This window comes from Exiguobacterium sp. PFWT01 (genome assembly GCF_018255795.1).
Taxonomy (GTDB): domain Bacteria; phylum Bacillota; class Bacilli; order Exiguobacteriales; family Exiguobacteriaceae; genus Exiguobacterium.
In genome coordinates, this window is record NZ_CP073755.1 from 1,703,530 (window position 1) to 1,718,074 (window position 14,545).

The 14,545-nt window shown below is 47.8% G+C and carries 20 protein-coding genes; all 20 read right to left on the minus strand.

Annotated features, from left to right (window positions below; translation table 11 throughout):
* Positions 1–5 precede the first annotated feature (5 nt).
* Positions 6–671, minus strand: a complete 666-nt coding sequence (gene fliP, locus KD909_RS08825; RefSeq protein ID WP_015881402.1) for a flagellar type III secretion system pore protein FliP — start codon at positions 669–671, stop codon at positions 6–8.
* Positions 668–1,162 (minus strand): flagellar biosynthetic protein FliO, encoded by a 495-nt coding sequence (locus KD909_RS08830; protein ID WP_211781352.1) that lies wholly within the window; start codon positions 1,160–1,162, stop codon positions 668–670. Before KD909_RS08830 ends, fliP begins: the two co-directional genes overlap by 4 nt.
* Entirely contained in the window at positions 1,159–1,524 is a 366-nt protein-coding gene (locus KD909_RS08835; RefSeq protein WP_015881400.1) for a response regulator, read from the minus strand. Before KD909_RS08835 ends, KD909_RS08830 begins: the two co-directional genes overlap by 4 nt.
* 13 nt (positions 1,525–1,537) lie before the next feature.
* Positions 1,538–2,668 carry a flagellar motor switch phosphatase FliY gene (gene fliY, locus KD909_RS08840; RefSeq protein WP_211781353.1) on the minus strand — a complete coding sequence of 377 codons (1,131 nt, stop codon included), beginning with the start codon at positions 2,666–2,668 and terminating at the stop codon, positions 1,538–1,540.
* The gene (gene fliM / locus KD909_RS08845) at positions 2,665–3,654 is read right to left on the minus strand and encodes a flagellar motor switch protein FliM (protein ID WP_211781354.1); all 990 of its coding nucleotides are present in this window, start codon (positions 3,652–3,654) and stop codon (positions 2,665–2,667) included. Before fliM ends, fliY begins: the two co-directional genes overlap by 4 nt.
* A gap of 9 nt (positions 3,655–3,663) precedes the next feature.
* The gene (locus tag KD909_RS08850) at positions 3,664–4,116 is read right to left on the minus strand and encodes a flagellar basal body-associated FliL family protein (RefSeq protein WP_015881397.1); all 453 of its coding nucleotides are present in this window, start codon (positions 4,114–4,116) and stop codon (positions 3,664–3,666) included.
* The gene (locus KD909_RS08855; RefSeq protein WP_031421671.1) at positions 4,109–4,327 is read right to left on the minus strand and encodes a flagellar FlbD family protein; all 219 of its coding nucleotides are present in this window, start codon (positions 4,325–4,327) and stop codon (positions 4,109–4,111) included. Before KD909_RS08855 ends, KD909_RS08850 begins: the two co-directional genes overlap by 8 nt.
* Entirely contained in the window at positions 4,327–5,244 is a 918-nt protein-coding gene (gene flgG / locus KD909_RS08860; RefSeq protein WP_211781355.1) for a flagellar basal body rod protein FlgG, read from the minus strand. The genes KD909_RS08855 and flgG overlap by 1 nt, the downstream gene beginning before the upstream one ends.
* Positions 5,245–5,262: 18 nt before the next feature.
* On the minus strand, positions 5,263–5,691 hold the full coding sequence (locus KD909_RS08865) for a flagellar hook capping FlgD N-terminal domain-containing protein (RefSeq protein ID WP_211781356.1): 429 nt from the start codon (positions 5,689–5,691) through the stop codon (positions 5,263–5,265).
* Positions 5,663–6,751, minus strand: a complete 1,089-nt coding sequence (locus tag KD909_RS08870) for a flagellar hook-length control protein FliK (RefSeq protein WP_211781357.1) — start codon at positions 6,749–6,751, stop codon at positions 5,663–5,665. Before KD909_RS08870 ends, KD909_RS08865 begins: the two co-directional genes overlap by 29 nt.
* A gap of 22 nt (positions 6,752–6,773) precedes the next feature.
* Complete coding sequence (locus KD909_RS08875; RefSeq protein WP_211781358.1) at positions 6,774–7,340, minus strand: MotE family protein; 567 nt, start codon at positions 7,338–7,340, stop codon at positions 6,774–6,776.
* 1 nt (position 7,341) lies between these two features.
* On the minus strand, positions 7,342–7,776 hold the full coding sequence (locus KD909_RS08880) for a flagellar FliJ family protein (protein ID WP_031421664.1): 435 nt from the start codon (positions 7,774–7,776) through the stop codon (positions 7,342–7,344).
* On the minus strand, positions 7,773–9,092 hold the full coding sequence (fliI, locus tag KD909_RS08885) for a flagellar protein export ATPase FliI (protein ID WP_211781359.1): 1,320 nt from the start codon (positions 9,090–9,092) through the stop codon (positions 7,773–7,775). Before fliI ends, KD909_RS08880 begins: the two co-directional genes overlap by 4 nt.
* A complete protein-coding gene (locus KD909_RS08890) occupies positions 9,079–9,804 on the minus strand; it encodes a FliH/SctL family protein (protein WP_211781360.1) in 726 nt (241 codons plus the stop codon). The genes fliI and KD909_RS08890 overlap by 14 nt, the downstream gene beginning before the upstream one ends.
* Positions 9,788–10,795, minus strand: a complete 1,008-nt coding sequence (gene fliG, locus KD909_RS08895) for a flagellar motor switch protein FliG (RefSeq protein WP_211781361.1) — start codon at positions 10,793–10,795, stop codon at positions 9,788–9,790. Before fliG ends, KD909_RS08890 begins: the two co-directional genes overlap by 17 nt.
* A 5-nt stretch (positions 10,796–10,800) precedes the next feature.
* Positions 10,801–12,372, minus strand: a complete 1,572-nt coding sequence (gene fliF / locus KD909_RS08900; protein ID WP_015881387.1) for a flagellar basal-body MS-ring/collar protein FliF — start codon at positions 12,370–12,372, stop codon at positions 10,801–10,803.
* A gap of 22 nt (positions 12,373–12,394) precedes the next feature.
* The gene (fliE, locus tag KD909_RS08905) at positions 12,395–12,676 is read right to left on the minus strand and encodes a flagellar hook-basal body complex protein FliE (protein WP_015881386.1); all 282 of its coding nucleotides are present in this window, start codon (positions 12,674–12,676) and stop codon (positions 12,395–12,397) included.
* A 13-nt stretch (positions 12,677–12,689) separates the two neighbouring features.
* Positions 12,690–13,118, minus strand: coding sequence for a flagellar basal body rod protein FlgC (flgC, locus tag KD909_RS08910; protein ID WP_031421653.1), 429 nt, complete (start codon positions 13,116–13,118; stop codon positions 12,690–12,692).
* A gap of 3 nt (positions 13,119–13,121) precedes the next feature.
* Positions 13,122–13,490 carry a flagellar basal body rod protein FlgB gene (gene flgB / locus KD909_RS08915; protein ID WP_074037939.1) on the minus strand — a complete coding sequence of 123 codons (369 nt, stop codon included), beginning with the start codon at positions 13,488–13,490 and terminating at the stop codon, positions 13,122–13,124.
* Between the two features lie 272 nt (positions 13,491–13,762).
* The gene (codY, locus tag KD909_RS08920) at positions 13,763–14,542 is read right to left on the minus strand and encodes a GTP-sensing pleiotropic transcriptional regulator CodY (RefSeq protein WP_074037253.1); all 780 of its coding nucleotides are present in this window, start codon (positions 14,540–14,542) and stop codon (positions 13,763–13,765) included.
* Positions 14,543–14,545 lie beyond the last annotated feature (3 nt).

Here is a 14,545-nt window from a genome sequence, read left to right on the forward strand (position 1 = left end):
TCCCCCTACATACTTCTAAGCAATGATTCCACAATCAAGTGCCAGCCATCGACCAATACAAACAACAATAATTTAAACGGCAATGCAATCATGACCGGTGGAAGCATCATCATCCCCATCGACATGAGGACACTTGCGACTACCATATCAATGATCAAAAACGGTAAGAAAATCATGAAGCCGATTTGGAAAGCGGTCTTCAACTCACTGATCGCGTAAGCAGGTACCAAAGCGAGGAGCGGTACATCATCGAGTGTCTCCGGCTGCTCGTAATTCCCATACTTTAAGAACAGTTGTAAATCTTCTTGTCTTGTATATTTCGACATGAACTCCTTCATCGTCCCACTTGCCTCATCGAACGCCTCATCTTGTGAGATCTTGTCATCGAGGTACGGTTTCAATGCGTTCTCGTTCAAATCCGAGAGAACCGGAGACATGACGAACAGTGTGATGAATAGTGCCAACCCGACAATCAATTGGTTCGGTGGCGTTTGCTGTGTACCGAGTGCCGGTCGAATGAATGACAAGACGACCACGACCCGGGTAAAGCAAGTCATCAAGATTAAAAAAGATGGTGCGAGCGTCAGCAATGTCAACAAAATCAAAAGCTTGATGGATGTCGACGTACTGTCCGGTGTTTCTAAATTGATCAATTGCTCAAACGTCGTCATGATTTCTTCCTCACTTCTTCTAGCTGAGCGAGTTGTTTCTTAAAGGTATCTAAAAATGCATTCGAATTTGACGTTCGGAGTGACAAGGTTTCCGTTTGTTCTTCCTCCATCGTGTCCGCATCGAGTCGATCGATCAGTTGAATCGAATCGCCGACACCAAGTACATACACTTGGTCACCGAGCTTCACGAGCTGGACGGAACGGTCTTTTCCGAGCGGGACGCCTCCGAGATGTTTCATATGTTGAGTCGCTTTCACGCCTTGTGTTTTGGAACCGAGCCAACGCATCAAGACGATAAATCCGCCGACCACGACTACGAGACTCAACACGACTTTCACGCCATTGCCAATGGTTGACGCTGTCGTTGGAACGTTACTTTCCTGTTCATCTGTCTGTTGTTGCTCGAATTGTTGGTCTACGGTGGCGGCCTCAACCGTGGCCGGAGCAGAGAGCCCGACCACGAGGAGAATAATCAACCACCATTTCTTCATTGTGCGACCGTTTTAGAAACTGCTTCGATAACACGTTCTGCATTGAAAGGCTTGACGATGAAGTCTTTTGCGCCAGCTTGAATGGCATCGATGACCATCGCTTGTTGTCCCATCGCTGAACACATGATGATTTTCGCATTCGAGTCGAAGCTACGAATTTCTTTCAATGCTGCGAGTCCATCCATCTCAGGCATCGTGATATCAAGTGTGACGAGATCCGGTGTGAGTTCACGGTATTTCGCGACAGCGTCCGCGCCGTTTTCTGCCTCACCTACTACGTCATATCCATTCTTTGTCAAAATGTCCTTGATCATCATACGCATGAACGCTGCGTCATCCACTACTAATACTTTTGCACTCATTCTAAATTCCTCCTTAAACGATTCCGATCCGCTCATGCGGTTGAATAATTTCTGTTACACGTACCCCAAAGTTTTCTTCAATGACAACGACTTCTCCTCTAGCGATTCGCTGTTGGTTGACATAAATGTCTACCGGCTCACCCGCTAGTTTGTCGAGTTCGATGATGGAGCCTTGTGATAACTCAAGTACTTCCCGAACGGATTTTTTCGTTCTTCCTAACTCTACTGTCACGTTTAACGGGACATCGTATAACAACCCAAGATTCGCCGGGGCCGCTTCTTGCGATGCCGGTGATTGGAGCGGCATGAATTCCGCTTGGCTCACTGCTACTTCAGGCATGGATTTTTGTTTACTTGGTTGCGGGGCAACTGGTTGCGCCTGTTGTTGGGCTTGCGGTTGTGGTTTTGGCGCTTCCGCTTGCGGTTGCGCTTTCGCCGGTTCCGGTGCCGCTTTGACCTCTCCAGTCGCTTTCATCAACTCATCGACCAATTGCTTTCCAAATTGAATCGGTGCGATCTGAACGATTGTTGAATCAATCAATGTACCTACCTTAAGATTGAACTCAATGAGTACCATCGTCTCCCAAAGTTCAAGGCGATCGATAATGGTTTGATTCTTCGTCGCATCGAACACTTCGACAAGAGGTGGCGAGATGTCAATCTTCTTCGAAAATACCGTCGATAAAGACGTTGCGGCCGCCCCCATCATTTGGTTCATCGCTTCTTGAACAGCCGACAACCGAATCTCATCAAGGCTCTCCGGATCGACATTCTCTCCACTTCCACCTAACATGAGGTCAGAGATGATAGCCGCATCTTCGCGAGTCAAGACGAGGACGTTTTCCCCTTGGATTCCTTCTGTGTAGCCCACTCGAAGCGCCACGTGAGGAGTGGGATAGCGTTCGCGTAACGCTTCAATTCTCACTTCACTGACAACTGGTGTCGTGATTTCAACTTTTTGTTGTAGTAATGTCGACAAGGCCGTTGCCGAGTTCCCGAATGAAATATTCCCAATTTCTCCGAGTGCATCGCTCTCCATCGAATCTAAATGTTCTTCTTTCGCATCGACTTCTGGCGTCGGCGTATTGTCGCTTGTCCCGCGTAATAACGCATCAATTTCATCTTGTGACAGCATCTCACTCATTGCTCTTCCTCCTTCACACGGTGAAGCACTTGAACCGCCATTCGCTTCCCGCTCACACCGACTTGCCCTTTAAATACTTTATTTTCCCCCACCATGACGGACAGGGGTTCTTTTGCTAATTGTTCGAGTGCCAAACAATCTCCGACTTCAAGATGCAACAAATCTCCAAATGTGATCGTCGTCTCACCGAGTAAGGATACAACCTCGACCGTCGAGTTCATCAATTGGGCTTTAAGCGGTTCCTTACTCGATTGACTCGCATTGCGTCGATTCGCTTCTTGCATCCAGTAATGACTCGATAATTTGGACAATACCGGTTCGATTGTCACGAATGGCAGACAGACGTTGATCGTTCCGCTCACTTCACCAATCGTCACACCGATTGAAATCAAGACGACCGTTTCGTTTGGTGAGACGAGTTGCAGGAACTGTGGGTTCACTTCAACGGCTGACATTTCTGCTTTAATCTCAGCAATCGATTCCCAAGCATCCCCATATGTCGAAAACGCCCGCTTGTACAATTGCGTCAAGATCCGCATCTCGATTTCAGTGAACGATTCGATTTTATCCATCTCGACACCGGGACCACCGAGTAATCGGTCTAACATCGCGTACGAGATGTTCGGATTGACCTCGATGATGAATCGCCCGTTTAACGGTGGCGCCTCAATCAAGTTGATCATCGTCATACTCGGAATGGAATGAATGAATTCATCGTACGGTAATTGTTCGACCGAGTTGACCGAAAACTGAACGTACGTGCGAAGTTGGGCCGAGAAAAATGTCGTGAGCATCCGTGTGAAGTGCTCGTGAATTCGAGTTAAGCTGCGAATTTGGTCTTTTGAAAATCGAACGGCTCGCTTGAAGTCGTATTGTCGAACTTTCTTCTCTTCCTCTTGCGCGAGAAAGGAGTCTGCTTCGACATCCCCACTGCTTAAAGCAGATAGTAAGGCATCAATTTCTTGTTGAGACAGTACTTCTCCCATGATGCCACCTCACTGAATAATTTTCTTCGTCATATAGACGCGTTGGACTTCACCCTCTTCAAGCAGTCCGTTAAGTTGTTCTCTTAATGTTTGTTCGAACTTTTGCATATCCTCTTTTGTTGCCAATTGGGCTTTCGTCATCCCGGATAAGTCACCCAAAATAACATTGTGCACCTGGAATTTGCGTAGTTCTAAATTCTCTTTCGTTTCAGCCGAATCTGTGACGATTGTAAATTGAACGTTGATAAAACGCTCGTCTTGAATATTCGTCGTCATGTCATCGGTCATGAAACTCCGTTCTGCCAACTCTTCAGCCGTTACCGGTTTTGTTTTAGCAGTGACGTTATCACCGAAGACATATTTGTACGTCATGAATCCGGCACCGCCCATGACGAGCAGGACGACAAGCAGGATGATCACAACCTTCAGCCCGCCACCTTTTTTCTTTTCTTCTTCACTCATCTTCTTCACCTCTTGTGAACATCGTTCCGACTAAACCGATTGAGCGGTAAAAGGCTTCAGTTCGTTCAATGATTTGATCTTTCGTTTCTTTTACGAGATACGTTTTGCCATTAAACAATTGGATGATCGTGTCGGGCTCTGCCTTCACCGTTTCGATGAGCAAAGCATTCAGCACGAACTCCTCACCGCGAAATGCCGTGACGCGAATCATCAGCGTTTCAAGTTAACGAGTTCTTGAAGGATCTCGTCCGATGTTGTGATAATTCGTGTGTTCGCCTGGAATCCACGCTGTGCCACGATCATTTCCGTAAATTCTTCTGAAAGGTCAACGTTTGACATTTCAAGTGCACCTGAAACAAGTTCACCGCGACCGCCCGCACCAGGTACGCCAAACTGTGGGGCACCGGAGTTTTGCGATTGTACGAAGTTGTTTGCTCCGACTTTTGATAACCCAGCGTTGTTCGAGAAGTTCGACGTGACGATATAACCAGCAATTTGTAATTTACCCGCACCATCAACAAAACTTACTTGTCCGTCTTTACTGATGGAAAGTGAACGAGCATCTGTCGGAATTTTAATCCGTCCATACTCAGGTGTTTTTGCTGTAGCATCATCTGCCGCATAGAATGCTAAATCTGCACCTGGTCCAGTGAAGTCTCCTGCAACTGGTGTCGCTGCCACACCTGGAGTTGGAGATGGTGGCAAGGTACTAGTACGAGAGCCGACGAGATACGTTCCGTCGCCCGTCACCAAGTTACCTTGGTTGTCCGTATAGAAGTTCCCTGCTCGTGTGTATTGAATTTGACCATTGACCATCGTCGCATAGAATCCTTCACCTGAAATTCCGACGTCAAGGGCGCGTCCTGTGTTTTGCATAGCACCCTGGTTGTAGACGTTATCGACCGTCGCCATCGTACCCCCGAGACCGACTTCCTTCGGGTTAATACCACCTGTTGTCGCATTTCCAGCCGACGCACTACCGACTTGTTGACTGACGAGGTCTTTGAACGTGACGCGACCTTTTTTATAACCGAACGTGTTGACGTTGGCGATGTTGTTCCCGACAACGTCTAGCTTCGATTGGAAGTTCTTCAATCCACTGATTCCTGAGTACATTGCTCTTAACATAATGTATTCCTCCTATGCTTATTTGATGGATGTAATATCGTACACGCTCACCGATGTGCCGTCTTCAAGATCGGCCATATACCCTGTTAAATCATTACGGGAAATTGACACGACACGACCTGATCCTTTCTTCGTCTCTTCACTCGTTTCCGATGTGAAGTCGATCGTTTTCCCAATCATGCTACTGTATTCAGAAATCGACGACATGTGACGGTCGACGAGAACCGAATCGAGTTGTTTTGAGATGGCTTGCATTTGCTCGAGAGACGAGAACTGCGCCATCTGTGCGATGAACTCTTTATCTTCCATCGGCGACATCGGGTCCTGATTCGCGATTTGAGCGAGCAGCAACTTCATGAACATGTCTTTATCATATTGATTCGTCGCTTTTGGGAGCGACTGGTCTGGCAATGTAAAATCATTCGTCTTCGGTTGGATGCTCGTCATCTTCTGACCCTCCTTTAGGCTGTTCTTGTGGTTGTTCTTGTTCCGGTTGCTCGGAACCATCTGACAAGGCTGATTTTGAATCGAGCGCTTGCTGTGTCAAGTTGACCTCGACCCGAACGTTTTGCGAATGAGGTGTCAACGTTTGTTGCAACTGTTGAACTTGCGATTGAATCAGTTGTTTCGCCTCTTGATTGCTGGCAAACATCTTGACGACAAGTTCTCCATTCTTTCGCTCTAGCTTGACGACGAGTTCTCCTAATTGCTCCGGATATAATCGTACGGTGAATACTTTTGAACCGTCCGCCCCACTTTTGAACGGTGCCTTTTGAAGAGCCGCCTCAATCCGAGCTTGCAAATTTTCAGGAAGCGACCCTTTTGAGGCATACATGACCGTGTCCACATCAATCTGTGGCCTTGACCAGTTCATCCCTTTCGGCATCCAGTCCAAATTGCTTGGCTGAAGTGCAGGTTTTGCCATTTTGACGGTTTCAACGTTTGGCAAGACGGGAACTTCTTTCAATGTGCCTTCTACCGGTCCTTTATATTGCGTGATAATCCGTTGCATCGTTTGAACTTGCTTGGCAAGTTCTTGGTTTGGGACAGGTTGCGTGAGTGGCATGTTGGTCGTCTGAGCATTTCCCTCTGTTTGCTTCGTGATTTGTACTTTCGGCGTAGTCGTCGTCTGAACAATCGCCGGTAAAACTGAAGACGGCATCTCTGTCTTAGATGAAGCAGTAGACAATTGTCCGAGTAAACCTACATATGCGTCCATAAATGTCCGATAGGCATCTTGCGGAAGTGATTTGAGCCACTTTAACGTATCGGGCTTTTGAAACCAGGTTTCGAGTTCTTGTGCCACTTTTTCCAAGTCGACTGGACTTTCAGGAAGCACACCTTCTTCCATTGAAGGAAGTTCTGTCTGCTCCCCAGAGCCTTGCATTGGGGCGAGCATCGCCGAGAGGAGGCTTAAAAAACCGCCTGCTCCCTGTGATTCGCCTTCCACTGCTCCAGTGCGAGCCATCGATCCTTGAATGGCTTGTGTCAATAAAGCAATATTCAATGTTGGCCCTCCCTTTTCGTGTTCATTGGAGAAGCTGCGTCACAACCGCAGCCTGTTGTGCATTCATCCGTCCTAAAATGTCTGCCTGTTGCTTAGGTGATAGCTCCTTCAACAGTTCAGCAACTTGAGGGCTTTCAAGTTCGCCCATAATGGCTGCCGCCTGTTTGGCTGACATTTCTTCATAGACGCTAGCGACGTCAGATGAGGATTCCTCTTCTTTCGACGCTGCCTCTAATTCAGAGACGAGTCGATCTCGTTCGCGAATCAAATCGGTGATTTCTTCTTGTCTAGCTTTGACTTCGTTCGTCAATTCCACATTTTCGTTGCGAAGTTTTTCAATCTCACTGTTCGCCGCTTTAAGTCGGCTCGCTGCGTCCGAATCGATGCCCGTCACATTCACTTGCGTCTCCGTTTTTTTCGGTGCTTCCGTTTTCTCGTCATCGCTTACCTGTAAGAAGGGAACGGACAAGAGCGGACGGTCCATCGCATAGTTCATGACGACGATCCCACCGACTAGGATGAAGATTGCTGGAATGAGGACTAACGCCACGATCATTTGCTTGCCTCGTTTATTGTTCTCTTTTGCCATGCTACTTCCCTTTCCCATGATGAATCACAGCAAGTTCATCCATCATTTGTTGCTCTGTGAGTTTAGCTACCGTCATCTCTTGCATGCTGACCTTTTCATGTAGCGTCACGTATTTCTTTTCTTCCACCACTTTACCGAGCAATCGTTCCTGTGATGCATGATAGCGATTGCGGGCCTGTTGTACGACGAGCTGTTGCGTTTCGATTTGACGTTTCACTTGCTCTCGCGTCTTTTCTCGATATTGCGACATGAGAAGGTCGATGTTTCCAGATTGTTCATCTTGGTGTTTGATGAGCGACTCATACATGAGAAGAAGGTCATATAGCTTCTCCATCTCTGTTTCGAGCCTTGCCTTAAATCCTCTGACTTCTAACGCAGCATCTTCTTTTTCATGTTCTGCAATCGGCATGATTCGTTCTAATATGAGTCTGTTCATGATTCACCTCGTGCGATATGTGACAAGTGGGTCATCGTCTGTTCGAAAGCAGCATCTTCTTCAATCGATTGTTTTAAAAACGTCAACAAGTATGGATATTTATCCACGGCAGTATCAATCGCAGGATTGGTGCCTTTTTTATACGCTCCGATATTAATTAAATCTTCCGCATCGATATAGGTCGCGAGCCAGCTGCGGAACGTTTGGGCCGCCTCTTTATGTTCCGGAGAAGCGATTTGGTTCATGACTCGACTGATCGATTTCAGTACATGAATGGCAGGAAACTGTCCGCGGTTTGCGAGCGCACGGTCCATGACAAAGTGTCCGTCTAAAATCCCACGCACCGCATCGGCAATCGGTTCATTCATATCATCTCCGTCGACGAGGACCGTATAGAACGCAGTGATCGACCCTGTTGCTGCTGTTCCGCTTCGCTCTAATAGTTGAGGCAACATGGCGAATACGGACGGGGTGTATCCTTTCGATGTCGGAGGTTCGCCCGTCGCGAGACCGATCTCACGCTGCGCCATCGCAAATCGTGTCACCGAGTCCATCATCAAGACCACTTCTTTCCCTTGGTCCCGGAAATACTCGGCAATCGCGGTTGCCGTATAGGCTCCCTTCAACCGGACGAGCGGGGGTTGGTCGCTTGTCGCTACAATCACGACGGAACGAGCCATTCCTTCTGGTCCGAGCTCCTTTTCGATGAACTCCTTCACTTCCCTGCCCCGTTCTCCAATCAAGGCGATGACGTTAATGTCTGCTGAAGAACGTTTGGCAATCATTCCGAGCAAGGTCGATTTCCCGACACCGGAGCCGGCAAACAAACCGACCCGTTGCCCTTTACCTACAGTCAACAGCCCATCGATCATCCGTACACCGGTCGACAGTGCATCCAAAATCCTTGGTCGATTCAACGGGTTAGGGGGTTTACGTTGAACGTCATAACGCTTACCGGTCACAAGTCGTTCACCTGACAGGGGACGACCTAAACCATCGAGCACTTGGCCAATCAACTCTCCCCCTACAGGAACTTGAAGCATCTTGCCAGTCCCTTTCACGAGACAGCCAGGCGCGATTTGTGTGGTTTCACCGTATGGCATGAGAAGAACGCGCTCTTCGTTGAATCCGACGACCTCAGCTTCGACTGTTTCATTCGAAGGAAGGACAATCAAACAGCGCTCTCCGACAAACGCACTCGGTCCGTTCGACTCAATCATCAAGCCGATGACTCGACAAACTCGACCGATTTTTCGTGTGAACTCGCCGTCTGTAGACTGTTTGATTGAGTCGAGAACCTGCTCAATAAGCGCCATCCGCTAGAACCTCCTCGATTTTGGCTTGGATCCGTTCGAAACTATATGTCAAATCGACCTCATTGCCACGATGTGGCGACTCGATTCGAACTGCTGTCTCATCCAATGATCCGTCCCCTCGATATTTCAGAGGAGGTGTCTCGTCGGTCCGCCACATCGCTTCGAATCGCTGAATCGAGGCAAGACGTGTCGGATGAACAAAGATTGTAAGTGCTTCGGCATCGATCATGTGTGACATCTGATCACGAATCATCGTCGCAAATAGCTCTTCATCTTTTCGGACGAGGTCTGTCGTCACATGTGCACTGACTGTAACGGCCAATTCAATGAGTTGTTCTTCCGCTCGCCTCCACTTTTCTTCAAATAAGAGTTCGAGTTCGGTCGAAACGGAATTCAAACGCGTCGTGATCTCTTCAAATTCAGCCAATCCATCCTGCCTACCTCGAAGGAGTCCTTCTTGGTATCCTTCTGAACGCGCTTCTTCAAACACTTGTTGCTTCAACCGCTCCAACTGTTCGACTTCCGTCTGCTGAAACTGTTGAAACGCTTCTTCGTCCTGCTTCAACTTCTCATAGCGTGATTGGATGGCATCCCCATGATCGATTCCGTAAATCGGTTCGATTACGGGTGTCTCTAATCGTTTCGATTCAATTCGTTGCGGGGTATTCGATGTTGCACGTTGGCGTTTAATTACATTAGACAACGATGTCATCTCCTCCACCTCGACTGATTACAATCTCGCCGACGTCCTCTAGGCGACGAATGATTCCGACGATTCGGCTCTGTGCCTCTTCGACGTCACGCAACCGTACCGGCCCCATGAATTCCATATCTTCTTTGAACGTATCGACCATACGTTGGGACATGTTCTTGAAGATGATTTGTTTGACTTCCTCTGAAGAAACCTTGAGCGCGAGCAACAAATCGTCGTTCGCCACTTCGCGAATGATTCGTTGAATCGCACGAGAATCGAGCGTGACGATATCTTCGAAGACGAACATCCGCTTCTTGATTTCTTCTGCGAGTTCCGGATCTTCGATTTCGAGCGCATCTAGGATGGTGCGTTCCGTCGTCCGGTCTACACCGTTCAAGACTTCGACGACTGCTTCGATTCCGCCAGACTGGGCATAATCTTGCATATCCGTCTGCGACAGGTTCTTCTCAAGGATTTGTTCCACTTCATGAATGACGTCTGGATTGAGACGATCCATCGTCGCAATTCGTTTTGCGACTTCCGATTGAATCTCCGCTGGCAGTTCTGACAGGATTTGTCCTGACTTGACCGGTTCCAAATGCGCTAAGATTAACGCAATCGTCTGAGGATGCTCGTTTTGGATAAAGTTCAACAACTGTTTCGGGTCTGCTTTTCGTGCAAACTCGAACGGTCTGACCTGTAAGGTAGACGTCAGACGATGAATCAATGCCATCGCCTTGTCTTCTCCTACCGCTTTTTCAAGAACGGTTTTCGCAAATCCGATTCCACCTTGAGTGATATAGCTTTGTGCCATGGCCAGTTCGTGGAACTCACCGAGAATACTTTCTTTTTCTTCCGGTGACACCTTTTTTAACGCTGAGATTTGAAGCGTCAATTGTTCCATCTCTTCTTCTGAAAGATGTTTATAGACGTTCGCTGCCACTTCAGGTCCCAGGGAAATCATGAGCATCGCTGCTTTTTCGCGATTTGATTGTTTTGCATAGTTCACGTTACTCACTCCTCAGACATCCAAGTACGAAGCAGTTTAGCAAACTCCTCTGGATTACTTTCAGCTAATTTTTCTAACTGTTTCTTCTTCACCGCACCTTCGCCTCGTTCTTCGAGGTCTAGGTCAGGTACTTCATCTTCATATGGAACTTCCCATTCGTTCGTCTCTTCCACAACTTCTTGCTTGCGTCTACGCATCGCGAAGAAGATCAAGGCAAGGAGTACGACTGCGCCTGCCGCTGCCGCATACATCCACCAAGGTGTCGGTTGCTCTGTTGCCGCAACTTCTTCCACTTCAGCGAACGGTCTCGACACGACGACAACTTTTTGTTCAAGTTCAGCATCCGTGATGGCCTCGTCCGTCTTCGCTAACGACGTCCGAATGATGGAATACATCATCGTCTCGAGGTCGCCCTCTAGCTGTGGGTCGATGCTTGTCGCGCCATCTGGTGGTTCAACGATGAGTTGTACCCCGAGGTCACGAATCGTGTACGGTGCGTTTTGAATCTGTTTCGTGATGCGATTGACCTCGTAATTAATAATTTCATGATTCTTTTCGCTTTCTTCTGTACCCTCGCCAGTCGCCGCTGGGAAGTTGATTGTGTCGTTCTCACCAGTTCCCGTCGCTTCTGTCGCCGTTCCTGTTCCGCCAGTGTACGCTTCAGCGATTCGCTCGGCAGATGTCACAATCCCTTCCATGTTCTCTTCATCGACGGGTGTGACAAGATTCTGTTCTTCAGCCGTCTGTGTCGTGTCGATGTCTGCTGTGACGGAAACGAGTACGCTCCGTTCGCCGAGTAGAACCGAGAGCATCTGCTGGATTTGTTGACGTACGTCTTTTTCGACTTGTCGCTTGAGCGCCAACGGATCCGATGAAGAACCTCCAGCAACAACAGTCTGGTCGAGATCATAATACGTGAAGTATTGGTCCATAATTGAAATGTTTTCCGGCTTCAAGTTCGGGACACTCTTACTAATCAAATGATAGAGACCTTTTACTGTGTTTGGTTCTAAGTTCGTCCCCGCGCCGATGTTCAAGACGATGGATGCGGTCGGCTCACCTTGATCCTCTGCCAAGAAGACAGATTTCTCAGGAAGTGAGATGATGACTTTCGCTTGATTGATTCCTTCGATTTGTGTGATGAGTCGCTCGAGCTCCGTCTGCATCGCACTGCGTTCGATGACAGCCATCTCACGGTCTGTCGTTCCGAACCCTGCATTTTCACTGAAGAAACTGTAGTCAATTGAACCGGATTTTGGAATCCCGGCAGCAGCCAGACTCACTTTCAACTGATCGACCATTTCAGTCGGCACATAGACGCTCACACCGTTCGAAGTCGCCTTAATTTCCGACTGCACGCCGTCCGCTGTCAACTTCTCCGTCACTTCACCTGCTTCTTGAGCAGACAAGTTTGTATAGAGAGGCGCCATGTTCGGTCGTGAAAGGAAGAATGTGAGCACGAGGGCCGCGATTAATATGACCGCGATCGAGATGCCCCACACGAGTTTACGCTTCGCTGGCATCGCCTTGAGAGCATCGGTCATGGATTTGAATCGTTCTTTTAATTGTTCATTCATCGCAACGTGTCATCCTCTACAATTAAACTTGCATTCGCATCATTTCTTGATAGGCTTCAACAGCCTTGTTCCTCACCTCGATGGCAAGTTGCATCGCAATCGACGACTCTTCGCTTTGAATCATCACTTGATGAAGGTCAGCCTTCCCGACGGCTAAATCTTTACGGGCCTGGCTTGTCGCTTGTTGTGTCTCATTCAATGCGTTCATCGCTTCATTCAAATATGACCCAAACTGAGATGGGTTCGTTTTACTCATTGATGGCGTGACTTCTGGGCTCATCAATTGAATCGGGTTAATTTGCATCCTTCATCACTCCTTATCCTTTTCCAATCTCCATCGCTTTGACGAGCATCGCCTTCGATGCATTCATCGCTGCGATGTTCGCTTCATACGAACGAGTCGCCCCCATCAGGTCGACCATTTCTTTTAGCAAGTCGACGTTCGGCATCTGGACGTACCCTCGCTCGTCCGCATCGGGATGATTCGGATTGTAGGCCAATTTATAAGGGGCATCGTCTTCGATGATTTGAGACACTTGCACGCCCCCGTTGACGGCGTCTAGTCGCTTGCGGAATGGTGCTTCCTGTAACACGGTCATCTTCCGCGTGTACGGCTGCCACTCTCCGTCCACGAGTTTCCCACGAGTCGTCTGGGCGTTGGCGATGTTCGCCGACACGGTATCCATCCGCAGACGTTGTGACGTCAGCGCTGATGCTGAAATATGAAAACTATCAAACATCCCCATCGATTAACGACCTCCTCGAATAACAGATTTTAATCCTCCGAGCCTACGATTCAATTGCTCCATCATCGCCTCGTACTGGAGTTGGTTTCGTGCCAGTTCACTCATCTCGTAATCCAAGTCGACATTGTTGCCATCGCTCCTCATGGCACCACCGGCTCGATCAATGACTTTCGACTGGGTCGAGTCACTTGGACGACCGCCTTGGAGCTTGAGTCGCATCTCGCTTTGAAGCGTCTGTTCAAACACGGCTTGTTTCGCTTTAAAGTTAGGCGTATCAATGTTTGAAAGGTTATGACTGATGACCTTTTGATTCAGGACAGAATGGTTGATGGCTTGCTTGAGTAATTGATAGTCACTACCAATCCAATTCACGGCGTTCACTCACTTTCATATAATGGCTACTGAATATACCTGATTTGGAAAATCTACTATTTCATTGAAACAAATCTGTAACAGTTCTGAAAGATATTTTTTAAAACATAGGTAAATGGGTTAACATCTTTTTGTCGAATTCACGTCAAAAGGTGAAAAAAATTACTTTTGTACTAAAAAAAACCGCTCCCTCGTTGAGGAAAGCGGTTTTTTAGGAATAAAGTCCCTTTTAAAAGTGTTTTCAATGGAAATCACACATCGGAAGTTGTATTTCAGTTTGATTTCAGTTTTTGTAATTCAAACAAGAAGTTGTCATTTAATATCTTGATATACGTTCCTTTCATCCCTAAAGAACGTGATTCAATAACCCCTGCACTTTCCAATTTTCGAAGTGCGTTGACGATGACCGAACGTGTGATTCCCACTCTATCGGCAATTTTGGAAGCAACTAGCAGTCCTTCGTTTCCACCAAGCTCTTCGAAGATATGTTCGATTGCCTCAAGCTCCGAGTACGATAACGAGTTAATCGCCATCTGGACGACCGCTTTCTTACGTGCCGACGTTTCTGCTTCCGCAGCCTTCTCACGAAGGATTTCCATTCCAACTACTGTCGCAGAGTACTCCGCGAGAACGAGGTCATCTTCTGTGAATTCATTCGCCAACCGACCGAGTACGAGCGTACCTAAACGTTCCCCTCCACCGATGATTGGAACAATCGTCGTCATAGAGTTGAGGAATAAATCGTGGTTCTCCACCGGAAACGCTGTATATTCACTATCGATATCGATATTCGCTGTCGTTTCCTTTACATTGAACAAGTTCGAAGCATATGGCTCTGGGAACTGACGGTCGACTAAGAATGCCTTCATCCGGTCGTTCTCAATCTGTTGTTTGATTGCAAAACCGAGAAGTCGTCCGCGACGGCTCACGATAAATGTGTTGGACTCAAGGACTTCACGCATTTTGTCCGCCATCTCTTTAAAGTCAACGTGCGCACTTGCCTCTTGTTGAAGCATCGTGTTTAACTGGCGAGTTTTTTCTAGTAAGTTCATAAT

Excerpts from the sequence above, each read along its gene's own strand:
- fliP (WP_015881402.1), bottom strand. The coding sequence starts at position 671 with ATGACGACGTTTGAGCAATTGATCAATTTAGAAACACCGGACAGTACG.
- KD909_RS08830 (WP_211781352.1), bottom strand. The coding sequence starts at position 1,162 with ATGAAGAAATGGTGGTTGATTATTCTCCTCGTGGTCGGGCTCTCTGCT.
- KD909_RS08835 (WP_015881400.1), bottom strand. The coding sequence starts at position 1,524 with ATGAGTGCAAAAGTATTAGTAGTGGATGACGCAGCGTTCATGCGTATG.
- fliY (WP_211781353.1), bottom strand. The coding sequence starts at position 2,668 with ATGAGTGAGATGCTGTCACAAGATGAAATTGATGCGTTATTACGCGGG.
- fliM (WP_211781354.1), bottom strand. The coding sequence starts at position 3,654 with ATGGGAGAAGTACTGTCTCAACAAGAAATTGATGCCTTACTATCTGCT.
- KD909_RS08850 (WP_015881397.1), bottom strand. The coding sequence starts at position 4,116 with ATGAGTGAAGAAGAAAAGAAAAAAGGTGGCGGGCTGAAGGTTGTGATC.
- KD909_RS08855 (WP_031421671.1), bottom strand. The coding sequence starts at position 4,327 with ATGATTCGCGTCACGGCATTTCGCGGTGAGGAGTTCGTGCTGAATGCT.
- flgG (WP_211781355.1), bottom strand. The coding sequence starts at position 5,244 with ATGTTAAGAGCAATGTACTCAGGAATCAGTGGATTGAAGAACTTCCAA.
- KD909_RS08865 (WP_211781356.1), bottom strand. The coding sequence starts at position 5,691 with ATGACGAGCATCCAACCGAAGACGAATGATTTTACATTGCCAGACCAG.
- KD909_RS08875 (WP_211781358.1), bottom strand. The coding sequence starts at position 7,340 with ATGGCAAAAGAGAACAATAAACGAGGCAAGCAAATGATCGTGGCGTTA.
- KD909_RS08880 (WP_031421664.1), bottom strand. The coding sequence starts at position 7,776 with ATGAACAGACTCATATTAGAACGAATCATGCCGATTGCAGAACATGAA.
- fliI (WP_211781359.1), bottom strand. The coding sequence starts at position 9,092 with ATGGCGCTTATTGAGCAGGTTCTCGACTCAATCAAACAGTCTACAGAC.
- KD909_RS08890 (WP_211781360.1), bottom strand. The coding sequence starts at position 9,804 with ATGACATCGTTGTCTAATGTAATTAAACGCCAACGTGCAACATCGAAT.
- fliF (WP_015881387.1), bottom strand. The coding sequence starts at position 12,372 with ATGAATGAACAATTAAAAGAACGATTCAAATCCATGACCGATGCTCTC.
- fliE (WP_015881386.1), bottom strand. The coding sequence starts at position 12,676 with ATGCAAATTAACCCGATTCAATTGATGAGCCCAGAAGTCACGCCATCA.
- flgC (WP_031421653.1), bottom strand. The coding sequence starts at position 13,118 with ATGGGGATGTTTGATAGTTTTCATATTTCAGCATCAGCGCTGACGTCA.
- codY (WP_074037253.1), bottom strand. The coding sequence starts at position 14,542 with ATGAACTTACTAGAAAAAACTCGCCAGTTAAACACGATGCTTCAACAA.